Origin of the sequence: Herminiimonas arsenitoxidans (genome assembly GCF_900130075.1) — a bacterium.
Lineage (GTDB): Bacteria > Pseudomonadota > Gammaproteobacteria > Burkholderiales > Burkholderiaceae_D > Oxalicibacterium > Oxalicibacterium arsenitoxidans.
This window is the reverse complement of record NZ_LT671418.1, coordinates 2,191,933-2,211,473: the sequence shown is the minus strand read 5'-3', so window position 1 is coordinate 2,211,473 and position 19,541 is coordinate 2,191,933. Positions and strand designations below refer to the sequence as shown.

20 protein-coding genes are annotated in these 19,541 nt (G+C 51.8%); 12 read left to right on the top strand and 8 right to left on the bottom strand.

What is annotated here, in order from left to right; all coding sequences use genetic code 11:
* Positions 1–82: 82 nt before the first annotated feature.
* From BQ6873_RS10405 to BQ6873_RS10400, 3 genes are read right to left on the bottom strand one after another with little or no spacing between them, the layout of a single operon-like run.
* Positions 83–2,044, bottom strand: a complete 1,962-nt coding sequence (locus tag BQ6873_RS10405) for a PhoX family protein (protein ID WP_076592580.1) — start codon at positions 2,042–2,044, stop codon at positions 83–85.
* The gene (locus BQ6873_RS18040) at positions 2,037–2,174 is read right to left on the bottom strand and encodes a hypothetical protein (RefSeq protein WP_157889153.1); all 138 of its coding nucleotides are present in this window, start codon (positions 2,172–2,174) and stop codon (positions 2,037–2,039) included. The genes BQ6873_RS10405 and BQ6873_RS18040 overlap by 8 nt, the downstream gene beginning before the upstream one ends.
* 4 nt (positions 2,175–2,178) lie before the next feature.
* Positions 2,179–2,961 carry an exodeoxyribonuclease III gene (locus tag BQ6873_RS10400; protein WP_076592579.1) on the bottom strand — a complete coding sequence of 261 codons (783 nt, stop codon included), beginning with the start codon at positions 2,959–2,961 and terminating at the stop codon, positions 2,179–2,181.
* Positions 2,962–3,158: 197 nt separating this feature from the next.
* Between BQ6873_RS10400 and pyrE the strand changes: the two genes are divergently transcribed.
* Both pyrE and BQ6873_RS10390 read left to right on the top strand, forming a co-directional pair.
* Positions 3,159–3,824 (top strand): orotate phosphoribosyltransferase, encoded by a 666-nt coding sequence (pyrE, locus tag BQ6873_RS10395; protein ID WP_076592578.1) that lies wholly within the window; start codon positions 3,159–3,161, stop codon positions 3,822–3,824.
* A 26-nt stretch (positions 3,825–3,850) separates the two neighbouring features.
* Positions 3,851–4,468, top strand: coding sequence for a DUF4124 domain-containing protein (locus BQ6873_RS10390; protein WP_076592577.1), 618 nt, complete (start codon positions 3,851–3,853; stop codon positions 4,466–4,468).
* 94 nt (positions 4,469–4,562) lie between these two features.
* Here BQ6873_RS10390 and BQ6873_RS10385 read toward each other — a convergent pair whose 3' ends face one another.
* From BQ6873_RS10385 to gatC, 4 genes are all read right to left on the bottom strand, one after another.
* On the bottom strand, positions 4,563–4,973 hold the full coding sequence (locus tag BQ6873_RS10385; RefSeq protein WP_076592576.1) for a hypothetical protein: 411 nt from the start codon (positions 4,971–4,973) through the stop codon (positions 4,563–4,565).
* Between the two features lie 184 nt (positions 4,974–5,157).
* On the bottom strand, positions 5,158–6,618 hold the full coding sequence (gene gatB / locus BQ6873_RS10380; protein WP_076592575.1) for an Asp-tRNA(Asn)/Glu-tRNA(Gln) amidotransferase subunit GatB: 1,461 nt from the start codon (positions 6,616–6,618) through the stop codon (positions 5,158–5,160).
* Positions 6,619–6,676: 58 nt separating this feature from the next.
* Positions 6,677–8,134, bottom strand: a complete 1,458-nt coding sequence (gene gatA, locus BQ6873_RS10375) for an Asp-tRNA(Asn)/Glu-tRNA(Gln) amidotransferase subunit GatA (RefSeq protein WP_076592574.1) — start codon at positions 8,132–8,134, stop codon at positions 6,677–6,679.
* 87 nt (positions 8,135–8,221) lie between these two features.
* Positions 8,222–8,524, bottom strand: a complete 303-nt coding sequence (gene gatC / locus BQ6873_RS10370; protein WP_076592573.1) for an Asp-tRNA(Asn)/Glu-tRNA(Gln) amidotransferase subunit GatC — start codon at positions 8,522–8,524, stop codon at positions 8,222–8,224.
* Between the two features lie 253 nt (positions 8,525–8,777).
* On the opposite strand from gatC, the gene BQ6873_RS10365 reads away from it, so the two are divergent.
* The 6 genes from BQ6873_RS10365 to BQ6873_RS10340 all read left to right on the top strand — a co-directional run bounded on the left by BQ6873_RS10365 (position 8,778) and on the right by BQ6873_RS10340 (position 15,617).
* A complete protein-coding gene (locus BQ6873_RS10365; protein ID WP_011979422.1) occupies positions 8,778–9,821 on the top strand; it encodes a rod shape-determining protein in 1,044 nt (347 codons plus the stop codon).
* Between the two features lie 152 nt (positions 9,822–9,973).
* Positions 9,974–10,966, top strand: a complete 993-nt coding sequence (mreC, locus tag BQ6873_RS10360; RefSeq protein ID WP_076592572.1) for a rod shape-determining protein MreC — start codon at positions 9,974–9,976, stop codon at positions 10,964–10,966.
* Positions 10,963–11,478 (top strand): rod shape-determining protein MreD, encoded by a 516-nt coding sequence (mreD, locus tag BQ6873_RS10355; RefSeq protein ID WP_076592571.1) that lies wholly within the window; start codon positions 10,963–10,965, stop codon positions 11,476–11,478. Before mreC ends, mreD begins: the two co-directional genes overlap by 4 nt.
* 38 nt (positions 11,479–11,516) lie before the next feature.
* Positions 11,517–13,424 (top strand): penicillin-binding protein 2, encoded by a 1,908-nt coding sequence (gene mrdA, locus BQ6873_RS10350; RefSeq protein ID WP_076592570.1) that lies wholly within the window; start codon positions 11,517–11,519, stop codon positions 13,422–13,424.
* Entirely contained in the window at positions 13,421–14,536 is a 1,116-nt protein-coding gene (rodA, locus tag BQ6873_RS10345) for a rod shape-determining protein RodA (protein WP_173830598.1), read from the top strand. Before mrdA ends, rodA begins: the two co-directional genes overlap by 4 nt.
* Positions 14,537–14,600: 64 nt before the next feature.
* Positions 14,601–15,617, top strand: a complete 1,017-nt coding sequence (locus tag BQ6873_RS10340; protein WP_076592569.1) for a septal ring lytic transglycosylase RlpA family protein — start codon at positions 14,601–14,603, stop codon at positions 15,615–15,617.
* Here the strand turns inward: BQ6873_RS10340 and rsmI are convergent.
* Positions 15,614–16,537, bottom strand: coding sequence for a 16S rRNA (cytidine(1402)-2'-O)-methyltransferase (gene rsmI / locus BQ6873_RS10335; RefSeq protein ID WP_076592568.1), 924 nt, complete (start codon positions 16,535–16,537; stop codon positions 15,614–15,616). The two genes, BQ6873_RS10340 and rsmI, sit on opposite strands and share 4 nt — an antisense overlap.
* Positions 16,538–16,549: 12 nt before the next feature.
* Here rsmI and BQ6873_RS10330 point away from each other — a divergent pair, with 12 nt between their 5' ends.
* From BQ6873_RS10330 to BQ6873_RS10315, 4 genes are read left to right on the top strand one after another with little or no spacing between them, the layout of a single operon-like run.
* Positions 16,550–17,830 (top strand): penicillin-binding protein activator, encoded by a 1,281-nt coding sequence (locus tag BQ6873_RS10330; protein ID WP_076592567.1) that lies wholly within the window; start codon positions 16,550–16,552, stop codon positions 17,828–17,830.
* 10 nt (positions 17,831–17,840) lie between these two features.
* On the top strand, positions 17,841–18,212 hold the full coding sequence (locus BQ6873_RS10325) for a YraN family protein (RefSeq protein WP_076592566.1): 372 nt from the start codon (positions 17,841–17,843) through the stop codon (positions 18,210–18,212).
* 55 nt (positions 18,213–18,267) lie between these two features.
* Positions 18,268–18,864: a phosphoheptose isomerase gene (locus tag BQ6873_RS10320; protein ID WP_076592565.1), complete on the top strand. Its 597-nt coding sequence runs from the start codon at positions 18,268–18,270 to the stop codon at positions 18,862–18,864.
* Positions 18,857–19,510, top strand: a complete 654-nt coding sequence (locus tag BQ6873_RS10315) for a BON domain-containing protein (RefSeq protein ID WP_076592564.1) — start codon at positions 18,857–18,859, stop codon at positions 19,508–19,510. The genes BQ6873_RS10320 and BQ6873_RS10315 overlap by 8 nt, the downstream gene beginning before the upstream one ends.
* The last annotated feature ends 31 nt before the right edge of the window (positions 19,511–19,541 follow it).

Here is a 19,541-nt window from a genome sequence, read left to right as displayed (position 1 = left end):
TTGCGTGCGGCGATATAAGAAAAAGGTAGGACACCTGGGTGCGCCTACCTTTTATTTGCATATCAGTAATGGATCGTTGGAATTACGTTTTAGATAATTTGGGTTGAGCCGGATCAGCTGTCAGATAACCCACGGCTGCGCTGAATCTATCGTTGTAATTCGCCTTGATCAATGGATCTAAGGTGTTCTTGACCTTGCTGTGCAACTTGCCGCTCCAGTCGCCGGCATGCTGGAAGTTGCTCATGATGTAAGTCCAGCCATTGATTTCATCGACGGCATGCAAGCCGGTCGCTTCGGCACCGGATGGCATGGACATGATGCGCGCCAGTTTCTTCGTATCGACGTTGTAGGCCCACAGGAAGTTATTGACGTGCGTGCTGCTGTCTTCACCGATGAACAGCGTGCGCATTTTTTCCGAAAACTTCAGATTGTCCGGGTTGGCAATCTTGTCTGGATTCGCCAGATTGCCCAAGGCATCGGCGGGGATATCTTCACCGATCAGCAAGGCGCGGGTTTGTACCGGCACCCACTCGCTGGTAATTGCTGCACCGCTGGTATCGCGTTGTTCGCCAGTCAGCTTGTGCGCGAACACGCCGCCGGCAACAATGGCTTTGTCTACCGTGATGCCGCTGGCTGGATTCCATGCGAGATCGTTTTTCACCATCGAGTTTTGAATATTCTGCAACGCTGAATAGGCGATCTTGTCCTTGATGTTGACGGTCGTGCCTTCCATCTTGGTAAAGCCCATGCTGGCACCGACCAGATTCGCGTAGCGATGTGTTTCCAGGAAGGCAGCAGCGCGTTCCATGCCCGGTTTGAGCTTGACCCAATTCGCAATACCGTCGGCATACAGCTTGGTGTAGCTGGCGTCGTTTGGATCTGCTTTGACGCTGGTCATGATGTCGGAAGGCTTCAAGGTATTGGCCAGCTTTTCGATTTCTGCGCTGCTGGCGTGTCCCAACTTAATCCAGCTCAGCGACGCGCCGGGAGCTGATGGGTCGACCGAGAAACCAGCGCCAACTTTGGCGACATACAAAGTACCTGCCGACAAATCTTTTTCCTTGTCGGCGATGAACATAAAGAAGCCGCCGTTGGTGTAATCGTCGCCCATCAAGACAGTGCGATTGTCCGGCATGACTTGTATCAGTTCATGCGAAATGCGGCCGAGGCAAAAGTGTTTCTTGATGCTGCCGCTGCCATCTGGGTTGACGGTGACTTCCGGCAGATGACCGTAGTGATATGGGTTGGCCTTGTTCTCGTCGCCGAACAGATTCTTGCTGAATTTTTTGAAGAAAGGGTTATCGCTGATGAACTGCGCATCCGGCTCGTATTCTTCGCTGGATAGATGCGTGTTCCACGGCGACAAGCTGGCACCGCAGGTAATCCACAAGCCATGCACGCTGGACGTATCGACGTTGTGATATTTGACTAAATCGAGTTTGCCATTGCCTTGGTCCTGATCCAGCGTCAACACGGCAATCGGTGATGGCAAGGTGCCGTAGGCGTTGTTCTTGCCGCTTTCTGCACCGAGTTGATCGCGCGTCGTGTATTCAAATTGCACGACGGCGAAAACGGCCTTACCTTTGATGTTGCTTACTGTTGAATTCGGTAACGACAACAGAGAAGTACCATCCGGCGAATCTGAAAAAATCTGTCTTTCCTTGCCGGTGACGGAGCGATCGATGATGGCTTTGTTATTGATATCGAAGTAGCCGCCACTCAATATCTTCCCACCTTTGCCATCAGGCACTTGCTGGCCGGTGATGAAAAATGGTTGATAAGCAAGCTGATAGCTTTGTACCGAGTTATCACCGTAATGCACATTCAGCGTGGAGCCGACTGCAGTGCTGGCCATAGCTGCTGCATTGGCCAAGGTAGGTGCAGCCATAGGCGTAAAGCTGGTCGCAACATACTCTTTGGTCGCGCTTGTTGTGGTCGTGCTGCAGGCGGCGAGCAGTGCGGATGATGCACCTAGCGGTAACAGTGGTGCGCTGGCGAGAAACTTGAGTGTTTGACGGCGTGACGGATGCGGCAGATCAGACATGATTATTTCCAGAATGGTTGAGTTGCGATGCGCTGGTGGCCGCAAGCCTTGCTTTGGAAATAGTCGTGCGATCCCCGCGTTGTTCTGGATTATAAAAATGCTTTATGACCGCTTCGTGAAAAGCGGCCATGCACTCATCCCTTCCAGTCGTAGCCTATCGTCAACGGGGCGTGATCGCTGAAGCGTTCATCCTTGTAAATCTCGGCAGCGTGCGCTTTTGCTGCGAGTGCCGGTGTTGCCACCTGGTAATCAATGCGCCAACCGACGTTCTTGGCATAGGCCTGACCACGATTGCTCCACCATGTGTAGCACTCTTCAGTGGTGGTCGGATGCAGACGACGATACACATCAACCAAGCCTACTTCATCAAATACACGTGTCAGCCATGCACGTTCTTCCGGCAGGAAGCCGGAATTTTTGCGATTGCCTTTGAAATTCTTCAGATCGATTTCATGGTGCGCAATATTCCAGTCGCCGCAGATGACGAACTCGCGTCCCTGCGCCTTCAATGCTTGCAGATGCGGCAGGAAAACATCCATGAAACGGAACTTGGCCTGTTGCCGTTCTTCGCCCGATGAACCGGATGGGCAATATACCGAGATCACACTCAGATTGCCAAAATCGCATTGCACATAGCGTCCTTCTGCATCGAACTCAGGGCAGTTAAAACCGATCTGTACGTGGTCCGGTTTGGTCTTGCAATACACGCCTGCGCCGGAATAGCCTTTTTTCTCGGCGTAGTGGAAGTAACCAAAATAACCTTCCGGTGTCAGAAAGTCCGGCGTCATATCCGCTTCTTGCGCCTTCAATTCCTGCACGCAGATGTAATCGGCAGAGTGCTTGGCCATCCATTGGAAAAAGCCTTTTTTAGCGGCGGAGCGTATGCCATTCAGATTGGCAGAAACAATTTTCAACATAGCGTCGTTCAAAAAAATGAGGCGATCAGGATAACCGATTCGATGCCGTACGGCTTGCTTTCAGTCAGAGCGATGCGGGATCGATCAGGCATGGGCTTTGCATTTACAGGCATGTAGACCCGATAACGCTTTAAAATGTGGCTTTAGTCGAGCAAATAACGACAATTTTCGTCACTTTTACCCGTTATGGAGTTGTTTTGAACAATTTACGGCAAGAATTTATCAAGTTTTCGGTTGAAACCGGCGTACTGCGTTTCGGCGAGTTTGTGACCAAGGCTGGTCGCACATCGCCTTACTTTTTTAACGCTGGCTTGTTTAATCAGGGTGGCACGCTGGCAGCGCTGGCCGAGTTTTATGCACAGACACTGATCGATTCGGGCATCGAATTCGATATGTTGTTTGGCCCAGCTTACAAAGGCATCACGCTCGCTTCGGCGACTGCAGTGGCGCTGGCGAACAAAGGCCGCGACGTATCGTTTGCCTTCAATCGCAAGGAAGCCAAGGATCACGGCGAAGGCGGCACGATAGTCGGAGCCAAGTTGCAAGGGCGCGTAGTGATCATCGACGACGTGATTTCCGCCGGTACCTCCGTGCGTGAATCGGTCGACATGATACGCGCCGCCGGTGCGACGCCATGCGCCGTGCTGATTGCGCTGGATAGGATGGAACGCTCCGGCAAGGATGGTGCATTGTCAGCACATTCGGCCGTGCAGGAAGTCAGCAATACCTACGATATGCCGGTGGTATCGATAGGTAACTTGTCGGACCTGTTTGAATACCTGTCGAATGCCGGTGCGGATTCTGAACAGGCGAAATACAAAGAAGCTGTCGCTGCTTACCGTACGAGGTACGGCGTGGCATAAAATCGTTATTCTTCTCGGGGAGTGAAATGAAAGGTGCAATCAAGACACTGTTTTTCTTCTCGATGTTTATCGCAGCATCTGCGCACGCCAAGGTCTACATGTGCAAGGATGCTGCAGGCAATACACTCACTTCCGACCGTCCGATCCCGGAATGCGCTGACCGCGCCGTGCGCGAATACAGTAGCAACGGCGCAGTAAAAAAAGATATCGCCGCTCCGCTTACCGCCGAGCAAAAGCGCGTCCAGGAACTGCAGCAGCAAAAGAAAAAAGCAGAACAAGCTGTCGCTGACGAACGAAAAAGATCTGATCGCGCACTCTCCGCACGTTATCGCAGCGAAGACGATATCGTCTCAGCACGCAAGCGCGATACCGAACTTGTGAACGAACAAATCGCACAACAGAAACGTGTGTTGGCAGATGCCGAGAAAGAACTGGGCGTGACGCAAACAGCAGTCGCTGCGCAAAAACAAAAAGGCGGAGTCTCTGCAGCTTTACAAGCGAAGTTGGGGCGATCAGAGCAGGATGTGCGTGAGTTGAAGAAGAGTGTGCAAGATAGCGAACTGGAGCTTGCACAGGTCAATGAAAAATACGATCTGACTTTGCGGCGATATCGCGAGATTACTCAAACGGCTTCATCTCGATAGATAACAACACAGTGAAAAAATTAAAAGCGCACTCGTTTATAGAGCGCGCTTTTGTTTTGGGCATGGATTAATGTTTTGAATATTTGCAAACGGTTTAAATAGTCGTGCGTGAAATGATCTTGGTGTAAAAATTACTTAACTCTACGCCAGCCTCACTATCGAAAAAAGTTGCTGCACGACGCGCAATGTCATCCAGATTTTCCGGCGGCGTCAGATATTGCTCCCAGTTGCTTGCATGCATGTGCGCTCTCAATTGCGGCGCGTCGGCAGGTATGGTGTCTTTCAACAGAAACTCGAGAAATGACGATGCTACATCGTGCGAAACCGGACGTTTCATTTGCAAGGCATCGATGAAGAGTTGAACCTGAGCACTGTGTTGGGTGTGCAGTATGTGTGAGGCTTCTCCATTGGATAAATGGGCCGATATATCGAGCGGGTAGCCCAGGTCTTCTGGGCGTGCTGCGCCGAGATCGGTAGGGCCTGCTGGTGTGTCTGGCGTGTTCATTGGACTGTCCATAGACGAGTGTAAGACTCTGATTGGACACGTAGCGGCAAAAATAGTTTGCATGTAAATCATGCGGACATGAGTGTGTTGCACACATGCATTACTTTCTTATTGCTGATGCCGAAAAATAAAAAAGCGCGCTCGTTTTAAGGAGCGCGCTTTGTGCGGATGACTTGCTTGATGCTTATGCAGTCAGTTTTTTCTTCAGCAATTCAGTGAGCTGCGCTGGATTGGCTTTGCCTTTGCTGGCTTTCATCGCTTGACCCATCAGAGCATTGATGGCTTGCTCCTTGCCGGCACGATATTCGGCAACGGATTTTTCGTTGGCTGCCAATACCTGATCAATGATGGCCTCCAGTGCGCCGCTGTCGGAGATTTGTTTCAAACCTTTCGATTCGATCAATTCATCCGCTAGCGCGACGCTATCCGATTTCGCTTCCCACATTGCGCCGAATATTTCTTTCGCAATCTTGTTGGAAATCGTGCCGTCGGCGATACGCTTCAACAGTAATGCGAGTTGCGCGGCGGCGACTGGTGACGCGGAGATTTCGATGTCTTCACGATTGAGTGTCGATGCAACATCGCCCATCAGCCAGTTGGCCGCAGGTTTGGCTTGTTCCTTGCCGGCGGCGGCAACTACGTCTTCAAAATAGTTTGCCATGGCCTTCGATTGCGTCAGTACTGCCGCGTCGTATTCTGACAGGCTATAGTCGCGTACAAAGCGTTCACGCATGATGCCTGGCAATTCCGGCATTGCTGCTTGTACGCGTGCGATCCATTCTGCGCTGACGACCAGCGGTGGCAAATCAGGATCAGGGAAGTAGCGGTAATCGTGTGCGTCTTCCTTGCTGCGCATTTCGCGTGTTTCTTTTTTGTCTGGATCGTACAAGCGCGTTGCTTGCACCACGCGGCCGCCGTCTTCGATCAGTTCGATCTGGCGACGCACTTCGTAGTTGATCGCATCTTCGAGGAAGCGGAATGAGTTCAGATTCTTGATCTCGCAGCGTGTGCCGTATTCCTTTTGTCCAACTGGGCGTACGGAAACGTTGGCGTCGCAGCGGAAGGAGCCTTCCTGCATATTGCCGTCACAGATGCCGATCCAAGTGACGAGTGTGTGTAAGGCCTTGGCATAGGCGACAGCTTCAACCGCGCTGCGCATATCCGGTTCGGTCACGATCTCGAGCAGCGGTGTGCCGGCGCGATTCAAGTCGATGCCGGTCATGCCGTGGTAATCCTCGTGCAGCGATTTGCCGGCGTCTTCTTCCAGATGCGCTCGGGTCAATTGCACGGAACGGATTTCTGTTTTGCCGTCAACTTCCATTGCGAACGATACGCGGCCACCTTGCACGATAGGCAGATCCATTTGACTGATCTGATAACCCTTAGGCAAATCAGGATAGAAATAATTTTTACGCGCAAAGACCGAGTGCGGTGCAATGGTCGCACCGATGGCGAGGCCAAATTGAATCGCACGTTCCACTGCGCCGCGATTCATCACAGGCAAGGCGCCCGGCAAGGCCAGATCGACCGGCGATGTTTGCGTGTTTGGCTCCGCGCCGAACTGTGTCGGCGAGCCGCTGAAAATTTTTGTCTGGGTCGTCAACTGCGTGTGCGTTTCCAGACCGATTACCACTTCCCACTGCATATATTTCCTTACTCGCTTGTTAGCGTATTAAAGTTCGTCGCGCTGTACTGATGGCGTTTTATTCGGCAGGTTGGCGCAAGTGCCAGTCGGTCGCTTGTTGATATTGATGTGCGACGTTCAGCAACTTTGCTTCGGCAAAATAGTTGCCGATGATTTGCAAACCAACCGGGCGCTTGGAATTCTTTTCGCCCTGACCAAAACCGCAAGGTATCGACATGCCAGGCAAGCCAGCCAGGCTGGTCGACAGCGTGAAAATATCAGCCAGATAGTTGGCGATAGGATCGTCAGCCTTGTCACCCAGATCCCACGCTACGGTCGGCGATACCGGCCCCATGATGACGTCGCATTGTGTGAATGCTTGCTGGAAATCCTGCGCGATCAGGCGACGGATTTTTTGCGCTTGCAAGTAGTAAGCGTCATAGTAACCATGTGACAGTACATAAGCACCGACCAGGATACGACGTTTGACTTCATCGCCAAAACCTTCCGAGCGCGTCTTGCGATACATGTCGGACAGATCGGTGTAATCCTTGGCGCGATAGCCGTAACGTACGCCATCGAAGCGGCTCAAATTGGATGACGCTTCTGCTGGTGCGATGACGTAATACGTTGGAATCGACAACTCTGTTTTTGGCAAAGAAATATCAACCAGCGTTGCGCCCAGCTTTTCATATTCCTTGAGTGCAGCACGTACTGCTTGTTCTACATCGGCAGCCAAGCCTTCGCCAAAATATTCGCGTGGCAAGCCGATCTTTAAGCCTTGCAAAGGTGCGTTCAAATCGCGTGTGAAATCTTCTTGAGCGCGTTCGATACTGGTCGAATCACGTGGATCAAAACCTGTCATCGCGTTCAACAGCATGCCGCAATCTTCTGCCGTTTTTGCAATCGGGCCGCCTTGATCCAGCGATGATGCAAACGCGATCATGCCGAAGCGCGATACGCTGCCGTAAGTTGGCTTGATGCCAGTCACGCCACACATTGCTGCCGGTTGGCGGATCGAGCCGCCGGTGTCGGTTGCTGTCGATGCCGGTGCCAGACGCGCAGCAATTGCTGCTGCGGAACCACCGGAAGAGCCGCCAGGAATCGCCGCTTTATCCCATGGATTTTTCACTGCGCCGAAGTAGGAGTTTTCATTCGATGAACCCATCGCGAATTCATCGCAATTCAATTTGCCCAGATGGACCATGCCAGCCTGGTTGAATTTTTCTACGACGGTTGCATCGAATGGACTGACGTAGTTTTCCAGCATCTTGGAGCCGGCAGTTGAACGCCAATCGCGTGTGACGAAAATATCTTTATGTGCAATCGGGATGCCAGTCAATGCAGTGGTATCGCCGCTGGCCAGACGTTGATCTGCCGCCGCTGCTTGCTTCAAAGTCAAAGCAGAATCTACGTGCAGGAATGCGTTCAAATCGCTTTGCTTGATGCGATCCAAAAACAGATTCGCCAACTCCGTCGCGGAAATTTTCTTGGCATGCAGCAGTGCGGATAATTCTTTAAGTGTCTTGGTATGCATAGTGAATTTCTGGTGTTCGGTTGTTGGAGCAATTAATTGCTCCAAGTGCGCATTTAATTTAATAAAAAGCGAAAAAGCGCTGGCGATTTATTCGATGACTTTAGGCACCAGATATAAACCGTCTTGTGTAGCCGGTGCGACTTGTTGGTAATCGTCGCGACGATTCGCTTCGCTGACGACATCGTCACGCAAGCGCAGCGACAAATTTGGCTGCATCATGGCGATAGGGTGATTCAATGGTTCGATACCCGTGGTATCGACGGCACGCAATTGTTCAACCAAGGCAAAAATACCATTGAGCTTGTCCAGCGTTTGCACGGATTGCTCGTTGGTCAGTTCAATTTGCGCGAGCATTGATAGGCGTTTGACATCGGAAAGTTCGAGGGACATGGTCGGATTGCGGTCGGGCCGCTGTTCAATGTTAAGGAAATCGAAAGAAGCAAAAGTCTTCTAGTGTTGGCAAAAGCTTCGCAAAATAGCGCATCAAGCGGATATTTTTGCCTTTTGAGACGACTAATTTAAGGTAAATTATAAGGTAGAATATCGGGTTAATGCCTTGCTGGCGCCGATATTGGGCCGCCGCGGCTAATAAAACCCTTTTCTTTTACTTAAGCGCACCATTGCTGCGCAACCAGGACAATTCATGTTTGGATTTTTACGTAGTTACTTTTCGAATGATCTGGCAATCGATCTGGGTACCGCCAACACCCTGATTTATGTACGTAGCGCAGGTATCGTGTTGGATGAGCCCTCTGTAGTGGCAATTCGCCAGCAAGGCGGCCCGAATGGCAAGAAAACCATCATGGCAGTCGGTAAGGAAGCCAAACAGATGTTGGGCAAGGTTCCGGGCAATATCGAGGCGATCCGCCCGATGAAAGACGGCGTGATTGCCGACTTTACCGTTACCGAGCAAATGCTCAAGCAGTTCATCCGCATGGTGCACGACACCAAACTCTTCAAACCTTCCCCTCGTATCATCATTTGCGTACCTTGCGGCTCCACCCAAGTGGAACGTCGCGCAATCCGTGAATCGGCGCTGGGCGCAGGTGCAGCACAGGTATATTTGATCGAAGAGCCTATGGCAGCAGCGATTGGTGCCGGTTTGCCGGTATCGGACGCAACCGGCTCTATGGTGGTTGATATTGGTGGTGGTACGACCGAAGTCGGCATCATTTCACTGGGCGGCATGGTCTATAAAGGCTCGATCCGCGTCGGTGGCGATAAATTCGACGAAGCGATCGTCAATTACATCCGTCGCAACTACGGCATGCTGATCGGCGAACAAACTGCTGAAGCGATCAAAAAAGAAATCGGTTCCGCCTTCCCAGGCTCCGAAGTGCGTGAAATGGAAGTCAAGGGTCGTAACCTGTCCGAAGGCATCCCACGTTCGTTCACAATCTCCAGCAACGAAATCCTGGAAGCGCTGACTGACCCGCTGAACAACATTGTTTCCGCAGTGAAAAACGCGCTGGAACAAACCCCTCCAGAACTTGGTGCTGATATCGCTGAAAAAGGCATGATGCTGACTGGCGGCGGCGCATTGCTGCGCGATCTGGATCGCTTGCTGATGGAAGAAACCGGTTTGCCGGTCATCGTGGCAGAAGATCCTTTGACTTGCGTGGTGCGCGGTTCGGGCATGGCGCTGGAACGCATGGATAAATTGGGTTCGATCTTCTCTTACGAATAATCGTCCACAAGCGCATTATCTTCAGACTGGCTGACATGAACAATGTCATGAAAGCACAACACTTCGAAACACAGATCGCGGCTGCCGGACTTCACGTCTCGGCAGCGCGGTTTGTTGTGAAGCTCTTCGGCACGCTCTCCAACAAGTAATACATGGAATACAGCCCACCACCACTCTTCAAACAAGGTGCATCGGCACGTGCAAAGATGGTGTTCTTCGCCTTGATTGCGTTGGTGTTGCTGGGTGTGGATTCACACATGCGCTCACTCGCCGTCGTGCGGCAAGTCATCTCGACCGCGCTCTACCCCTTGCAAGTCGTTGCCCTCGCACCACGTGATGCACTTTATTATGTTGGTGACTATTTCACATCACTAACGAGTGCACAGGCCGAAAACGAAAAACTCAAACTGCAGCAAACGCTTGATGCGCGCACCTTGCAACAAGGGCAGCAGCTACTCGCGGAGAATACACAGCTGCGTCAATTGTTGGGTGCTAGCGAACGCTTGCCGGTGAAGTCCTTATTAGGTGAAATTCTGTACGACACCCGTGATGCCTTCACGCGCAAGATTGTGCTCAATCGCGGCAGTCAACACGGCGTCGAAGCCGGGCAGCCAGTGATTGATCATGTCGGTGTCGTGGGTCAAGTCACGCGCGTGTTCCCTTTCAGTTCGGAAGTGACTCTACTGACGGACAAGAATCAGGCGATTCCGGTGCAGGTTGTGCGCAATGGTTTGCGCAGTGTGGCTTACGGTCGTGGCCAATCCAATGTGCTGGATCTGCGCTTCATGCCGACCAATGCCGATATTCAAAAAGGCGATGTACTGGTGACATCCGGCATCGATGGTATTTATCCACCGGGCTTGGCTGTTGCGACGGTATCGCAAGTTGAAAACAAATCAGTCGATTCCTTCGCACGCATTATTTGCCAGCCGTCGGCCGGCATCGATCGCAATCGTCAGTTACTGATACTGTTGACTGAAAACAAATTCGAGCCGCGCGCTGCGGACGATAGTAAAGACAAGAACACCAAGATGGCTGGCATCCTGCGACATGCTGCCAGCCGTACGAATGGAACTTCCGGCAAGGGCATTGATCTACAACCCGCCCAACCATCTGCACCACAGCCTGCGACTGCTCCGCGATGAACCATCAGCCTCATTACATTCTTTTGCCGGCCAGCCCACTTTTCATCGTGGTGAGTTTGATCGTCGCTTTTTTACTGAACTTGCTACCGTGGGGACAGTGGATAGGCGTACCTGATTTTGTTGCGCTGATACTGGTGTTCTGGAGCATGCATCAACCGCGCAAGGTTGGTATCGGTGTTGCTTTCTGCATGGGCTTGTTGATGGATGTGCATGATGCGGCTGTGCTTGGCGAGAACGCACTGGCTTATACCTTGCTGTCGTATTTTGCGATCATGATACATAGACGCGTATTGTGGTTCCCCAATGGTACGCAGGCGCTGCATGTCTTCTTGTTGTTATTGATGACGCAAGTGGTCGAGGTGATCGTTCGACTGTTTGTTGGTGGTAATTTTCCCGGTTGGATGTATTTTTCCGAAAGTGTTGTGGCCGCCTTGTTATGGCCGGTAGTGACATGGATCTTGCTCGCACCACAACGTCGCGCGATCAATCGCGATGATACGCGGCCCATTTAAGTCGCCTTCCCTGTTGTTTATCCGGTATTTGAAACCGAATGACTGAATTAAAAAATACCGAACGCGAACTACAACTCTTCCGCCTGCGCTTGTCGGTCGCCGGTGTGGTTGTGTTCATTCTGTTCGCGTGTTTGCTGACCCGCTTTATCTGGTTGCAGGTATACAAACACAATGACTATGTAGCGCAGGCAGAAGACAACCGTATTTCTATCGTGCCGGTGGTGCCCAATCGCGGACTGATAGTTGATCGTAACGGCGTTGTGTTGGCACGTAATTATTCTGCTTATACGCTGGAAATCACACCATCAAAAATCAATGGCGATCTTGAAACACTGATCGATGAATTGGCCACACTGGTCGATATTCAACCCAAGGATAGAAGACGCTTCAAAAAACTGCAGGAAGAATCGCGTAATCTGGCTAGTTCACCGATTCGTGTACGTCTGACTGATGAAGAAGTCGCACGTTTTTCCGCACAGCGTTATCGCTTCCCCGGCGTTGAAATCCAGGCGCGTCTGTTCCGTCAATATCCGCTGGGCGCAGTTGCTTCGCATGTGATTGGTTATATCGGTCGCATCAATACGCGTGAAGCGAAAGAGATAGACGACAGCGACGATGCGACCAACTATCGTGGCACCGAGCATATCGGCAAGGAAGGTCTGGAAAAGAATTACGAAGACAAGTTGCATGGCCGTACCGGCTACGAAGAAGTTGAAGTCTCAGCCGGCGGTCGTCCTATTCGTACCTTGTCGCGCACAGCGGCAACGCCGGGCGATAATCTGATCCTGTCTATCGATATCGAATTGCAGAAGGTCGTCGAACAAGCGTTTGGTGATCGACGCGGTGCCTTGATTGCGATTGAGCCATCGACTGGCGACGTGTTGGCCTATGTATCGATGCCGACCTTCGATCCTAATTTATTCGTTGAAGGTATTGATCAGCAAAACTGGGATGCACTGAATAACTCGCCGGATCACCCTCTTCTGAATCGTCCCTTGTCTGGTGCTTATCCACCAGGTTCGACGTACAAACCGTTTATGGCGCTGGCGGCACTGGAGTTGGGCAAACGCAAACCATCAGATGCGATTTCCGATCCGGGTTATTTCTGGTTTGGTAATCACAAATTCCGCGACGATAAAGAAGGCGGGCACGGCATAGTCGATATGTATAAATCGATCGTGCAATCGTGCGATACCTACTATTACGTTCTTGCCAATGATCTGGGCGTCGATGCGATTCATGATTTCATGAAACCTTTCGGCTTTGGTCAAAAGACCGGTATCGATCTTCGCTTCGAACGTACAGGCGTGTTGCCATCGACAGCATGGAAGGCCGCGGCATATAAAAAGCCGGAGCAGAAGAAATGGTATGCAGGTGAAACCATTTCTATCGGCATTGGCCAGGGTTACAACTCATTTACACCATTGCAACTGGCGCATGCGACAGCAACGCTTGCCAATAACGGCATCGTGATGAAGCCGCATCTGGTCAAGATGATAGAAAACGGCACGACGCGCCAACGCACGCTGACCGTGCCGAAAGAAAGCTATCGCATTCCCTTGAAGCAGGAAAACATCGACATCATCAAGCACGCGATGGTAGGCGTGAATAAAGAAGGTACTGGTGCCCGCGCCTTCGCGAGAGCAGAGTATGTATCCGCCGGTAAAACGGGTACCGCGCAAGTGATTGCGATCAAAAAAGGCGAGAAGTACGATTCCAGCAAAATCTCGGATCGTCATCACGATCACGCCTTATACACGGCTTTTGCGCCGGCAGACAATCCACGCATAGCCTTGGCCATCATTGTAGAAAATGGTGGTTTTGGTGGTGCAGCGGCGGCACCGATTGCGAAGGCAGCGATGGATTTTTATTTGCTGGGCAAACGGCCTGACGCCAAGGCGCCAGCCAAGCCGAAGAACGAGCCTAAGGAAGAGTTCGTCGAATGAGCACACAGATGAATAAACGCTCGTTTGGGCAAATCGTTCAACCCTATATTCAAGTGTTTGACGGGCCCTTGATTCTGATCGTCAGCTTGATTCTGGCGGTGGGAACAGTGACGTTGTATTCGGCCGGCATCGATTTCCCGGGTCGCGTGGAAGATCATGTGCGCAACATCATGATCGCCTTTGTCGTGATGTGGATTGCCGCCGCGATTCCGCCGCAGACCTTGATGCGTTTTGCCGTGCCTTTATATTTGACGGGTATCGTCTTGCTGCTGGCGGTCGCGCAGTTTGGTTTGATTCGTAACGGTGCGCGACGCTGGGTTGATCTCGGCATGATTGTGCAGCCGTCAGAAATCATGAAGATCGCCATGCCGATGATGCTGGCATGGTTCTTCCAGAAGCGCGAAGGCATGACACGCTGGCGCGAGTTTTTGGTTGCCGGTCTGCTCTTGATTGCACCAGTCGGCTTGATCATGCGTCAACCGGATTTGGGCACATCCTTGCTAGTCTTGGCCGCAGGTTTCTATGTGATCTTTCTGGCAGGCTTGTCGTGGAAAGTACTGGTGGCAGCAGCGGTGGCAGTAGGTGCCAGCTTACCTGTGGTGTGGTCGATGATGCACGATTATCAGCGCGGACGCGTATTGACGCTGATCGATCCGACGACCGATCCGCTCGGCAAAGGCTTTCACATTATTCAATCGACGATTGCGATTGGGTCTGGTGGTGTTACAGGTAAAGGCTGGTTGAACGGGACGCAGGCGCATCTGGAATTCATTCCTGAACGCACTACCGATTTCATCTTCGCCGTGTATTCGGAAGAGTTCGGTTTGATCGGCAATTGTATTTTGCTGTTCCTCTATTTGTTGTTGATCGGACGCGGCATGATCATTGCGGCGAATGCGCCGACTTTGTTCAGTCGTTTGTTGGCGGGTGCGATTACCTTGATCTTCTTCACTTATGCATTTGTGAACATGGGGATGGTCAGTGGTATTCTTCCGGTCGTTGGTGTGCCCTTGCCTTTTGTCAGCTACGGCGGCACCGCCTTTGTCACGCTCGGATTGGGCGTCGGCATTTTGATGAGCATTCAGCGGCACAGGAAGTTGATGCAAAGCTGATGTGACCGATTCATCGATTGCGTTGTGAGTATTTCCGCAACGCAATCATCATCAGGAGCACGCGATGCAATTTCGCCCGTATAAGGCAGTACAGTTTTTATCCATACTCTTCATCGTCGTTTTGGCCGGTTGCAGCAGCGTACCGCTATCGACACCATCCAAAGCGCCTGCCACAAGTTCCACATCACGTTCCTCAACTCATCCTGTTTTGCCGCCAGCCGGTTCTGGTCGTGGCGGCTATTACAAGGATGATGGTCCAGGTGAAGATATACCGGATGGTTTGGAAAACTTGCCGGATGCCGAGCCCAGAGTAGAGCCGTATGCAAAGCGCGGTAATAAACCGTATGTCGTATTTGGCAAGCAATACGTGCCGATAGTGAATGACGAGCCGTTCAAGCAGCGCGGGCGTGGCAGTTGGTACGGCAAGAAATTCCATGGTCAAAAAACGTCATCCGGCGAGCCTTACGATATGTATCAAATGTCGGCCGCGCATCCGACCTTGCCGATTCCATCGTATGCACGCGTAACGAACTTGAGTAACGGCAAGCAGGTGATAGTACGTGTGAATGATAGAGGTCCATTCCATTCGAGCCGTGTCATTGATTTGTCTTATACCGCGGCATTGAAGCTGGGTTATATCGGGCATGGCAGCGCAGAGTTGGAAGTTGAGCGATTACTGCCAGCCGAGATCGAACGCATCAATGCTAACAAGGGTAATGAACCTGTGGCGGTAACAACACCGGCGCCATCGCCAGTGCATATACCTACAGTTGAGACCACGTCGCTGGAGCCAATCGCGCTGCAAACCCAAGCTGCGCCAGCAGATACGCAAGTTGTGGCAGCTCTGAGTAAAGGATTTTATTTGCAGTTCGGTGCGTATTCGCAGGTAGCCAATGCCGAAGCAGTGCGTGTGCGTTTGGCGCAGGAGGTAGGGAAAAATTTGCCGCAGTTGAAAGTGGAGCCGTCGAATAATCTATATCGACTGTATAGCGGCCCCTTTGCCAGTCGGGATGAAGCGGCAGCAGCAGCAGCACAAGTGCAGCAAGCTGGTGTCAATAAACCCTTAATCTTCCAGCGTTAATCGTTTGAATTGTCGCTGTCGTTTTTCATCTGCAGGGCGCGGTCGTACAAGGCATTCTTTTTCTGGCCGGTAATTTGAGCGGCGAGTGTGGCGGCTTGTTTGACTGAGCACTCTTGCAGCAGTATCGTCAGGATGCGTTCTGCTTCGATCTGGTCTTGATCGCCAGCAGTAGGTGCACCTTCCAGCAATATGACGAACTCCCCTTTTTGCCGATTCGCATCTGCATTGATCCATGCGCTGGCTTCAGCCAAAGTGCAGCGATGCGTTTCTTCAAACAGCTTGGTCAATTCCCGTGCGAACACGATTTGTCGCGTGGGCTCGAACGCGGCGGCTAATGCTTCGACCGCTTCCGTAATCCGGTGTGGTGCTTCGTAAAACACCATGGTTGCCGCAATTGCTTTTAAACCAAACAAGAAGGTCTCGCGTTGCTTGGCTTTCGCAGGCAAAAATCCGACAAAATAAAATTGATCATTGAGTAATCCGCTGGCCGACAGTGCGGTCACGGCAGCCGATGCACCCGGTAATGGAACCACGCGTAAACCAGCGTTGCGCACCGCATCAACTATACGTGCGCCAGGGTCGGATACGGCAGGTGTGCCGGCATCGGAGACCAGTGCAATGCGTTCGCCAGCTTGCAAGCGGCTGATCAATTTGTCCGCTACTTCACGCTCGTTATGCTGGTGCGCGGCGATCAAATTCTTCGATAAGCCGTAACGTGTCAGAAGATGACCAGTGTTACGTGTATCTTCGCAAGCGACGGCATCGACGATGGATAAAGTGTGCAAAGCGCGCAACGATATATCGCCCGTATTCCCGATCGGTGTAGCCACCACATATAATGTCGCCGAAGGATAGGTCTGCTGTGAGACATCATGCATAATCGGCAAGATCGCGGAGAGGCTGTTGCTTGTATCAGTCATTGGGAGAATCGGATGTTGGGAAATTTAGCGAGAATGTTCGTGCTGGCAGGAGTCATCAGCGGATTGTGCTCGCCTGTACTGGCAAATACAACTACTGGCGTCGCCGCTGCTAGCGTTGCCAGTGTACTCGGCATTCAAGATCAACGGTCGCCGATTGATAGGATGCAACTCGCACAGACTGATTTGGCTTTGCCAGATGCGATGCATGCACCGATAGACGAGCCTATAGTCGAAGCGATCGAGATTCCCGTCGTGACAACCAGATTGCCACCAGTGCGGATCGCCCTGCTATTACCGACGCGTGCAGAATCCCTGGCGCGGGTTGCCGAAGCGGTACGTGCCGGGTTTATGGCGGCTTACCAGCATGAGCCGGGAAACATTACCGTCAATTTGGTGGAAACCGGCGATGCAGCGCAAGACATCTTGTCCGGTTATTTGGATGCTGTGTCAAAAAATGACATCGTGGTGGGACCGTTGACGCGCAGCGGCGCGGCAGCAATCGTACAAAATAATAGCGCCAGCAAGCCGACTATCGTGTTGACGCAATTGAATGCAGCCGATGATGCGGAAGTGCGCGTGCCATCCAATATGCTGGTGATGGGCTTGTCGATAGAAGATGAAGCACGTCAGGTAGCGAATTGGGCTGGTGCCAAGCGGTCGCGTTTGAAAGCCTTTGCGATTTCAACCAATGTGTCGTGGCAAAAGCGTGCGGTAAAAGCCTTTGCTGCGCAGTGGAGCCATCTCGGACTGCAGTCCGAAGTCATGGAGCTGGGCATGACGGGCGGTTTCATTAACGCCAATACCTTGGTACAACTGAAAAAACGCATACAAGCGGAAAAGCCGGGACTGATTTTTGTCGGTCTCGATGCGGCCCAAGCAATTCAATTACGACTCGGTATCGGTGGCGAAGTGACGATGTACGGCACTTCGCAATTGAACCCATTTGCACTAAAGGATTGGACCGATGCTGATCGTCTGACTGATCTGGAAGGCGTGCGTTTGCTGGACATGCCGTGGCAATTGCAAGCTGATCATGCTGCCGTCATGACTTATCCGCATCTTGCAAAAAACAACGAACAACGTATCAGCCCGGATATCGAGCGTTTGTATGCGCTGGGTATCGATGCCTATCGTGTTGCCGCGAATGTCGCCATCAAGCAAACCGATTTTGATATCGATGGCGTGACTGGGAAACTGACAGTGCGCTTCGGCCGTGGCGCTCCCTACTTTGAACGTGTGTTGCAACCGGCGATTTATCGCGAAGGCATGGTGCAACCGCTGGAAGTGCAATAAGTCTGCGCTGATGCGGCTACCCGACTTTCTTCGCCCTCGTACGGCCAAGCAGATCATCGGGCAAGCCGGCGAAGATGATGCACTCGCGCATTTGCAGCGACAAGGTTTGACGCTGGTCGAACGTAATTTTCGCTGCAAAGGTGGTGAAATCGATTTGATCATGCAAGAAGGCAATGCGCTGGTTTTCGTTGAAGTCAGAAAACGCGCAGATAAAAACCATGGCGGTGCCGCCGCCAGCGTCACTGCCAGCAAACAGAAGCGCTTGATCATTGCCGCGCAGATTTATCTGCAACGTCACAAGATGCCGCCACCCTGCCGCTTCGATGTAATTGCATTTGATGACAACGAAATGACATGGCTGAAAAATGCCATCGAGGCTTGAATTCTTTTGAACCACGCGATTCATCGCGATGGACTACTCTATAATCCACCACATCATGACCAATCAACGTATCCTCAGTCACTTCCACGAAAGTGCCGAGCTGAAAATCCAGGCAGCCTCGTTATTAGCGCAACCAATTGAACAAGCAGTTGAACTAATGTTCGGTGCCCTGTCTAACGGGAACAAGATTCTTGCGTGCGGCAATGGCGGGTCGGCCGCAGACTGTCAGCATTTTTCGGCACAACTGGTAGGACGCTTTGAACGCGAACGCCTGCCTTTGCCGGTGATGGCACTGACGACTGATACATCCATACTGACCGCAATCGGTAACGACTATAGTTACCAGGAAATCTTCAGCAAGCAGGTACAGGCGTTCGGACAATCCGGCGATGTCTTGCTGGCTTTATCGACTTCCGGCAATTCAGCCAATGTCATGGCCGCCATTGAGGCAGCGCTGGAACGCGATATGCGCGTTGTCGCGTTGACCGGCAAAGGCGGTGGTGCGATAGCCAAATTGCTGACGGACGCAGACGTTCATATCTGTGTGCCGCATGACCGAACTGCACGGATACAGGAAGTACATTTATTAACGATACATTGTTTGTGTGACGGCATTGACGTTGCATTATTTGGAGGAGATGAGAATGATTAATTTGAACCGTTACATGGCTGTAGCACGACGTCCACTGGCGCTGATTTTGGTGTGTGGCGCAGTCGCAGTAAGTTTGCAAGGTTGCTTTGCGATGATGGCCGGCGGTGTTGTTGCTGGCACATTGGCCGCGACTGACCGTCGTACATTAGGCGCGCAAACGGAAGACAAGGCCATTATGGTCAAGGGTGAAGCACGTATTCCTGGCGTGGTCGGCGAAGCTGGTCACGTGAACGTCACCAGTTTCAACCGCAAGGTATTGCTGACTGGTGAAGTGCCTACCGAAGCAGCCAAGGAAGCTGCCGGACGCGAAGCTGCCGCTATCGAAGGCGTGCAATCGGTGGTGAATGAATTGGCCGTATCTGGTGCCTCTGGTTTCGGTTCGCGTTCAAACGATAGCTTGATCACCGGCAAGGTGAAGGCATCGTTTGTCGATAACAAGACACTCTATGCAAATGCAATCAAGGTGGTAACTGAACGCGGTATCGTTTATCTGATGGGTCGTGTGACAGAAAACGAAGGTAATCTGGCAGCTGAGATCGCACGTGGTGTGAGCGGCGTGCAAAAAGTCGTCAAGGTGTTTGAATACATCAGTGATGATGAGTATCGTCAAATGACCAACACATCGGATACGCAACAGAAAAAATAAGAGTTAATTGTGATTACATCGATCCTGTATC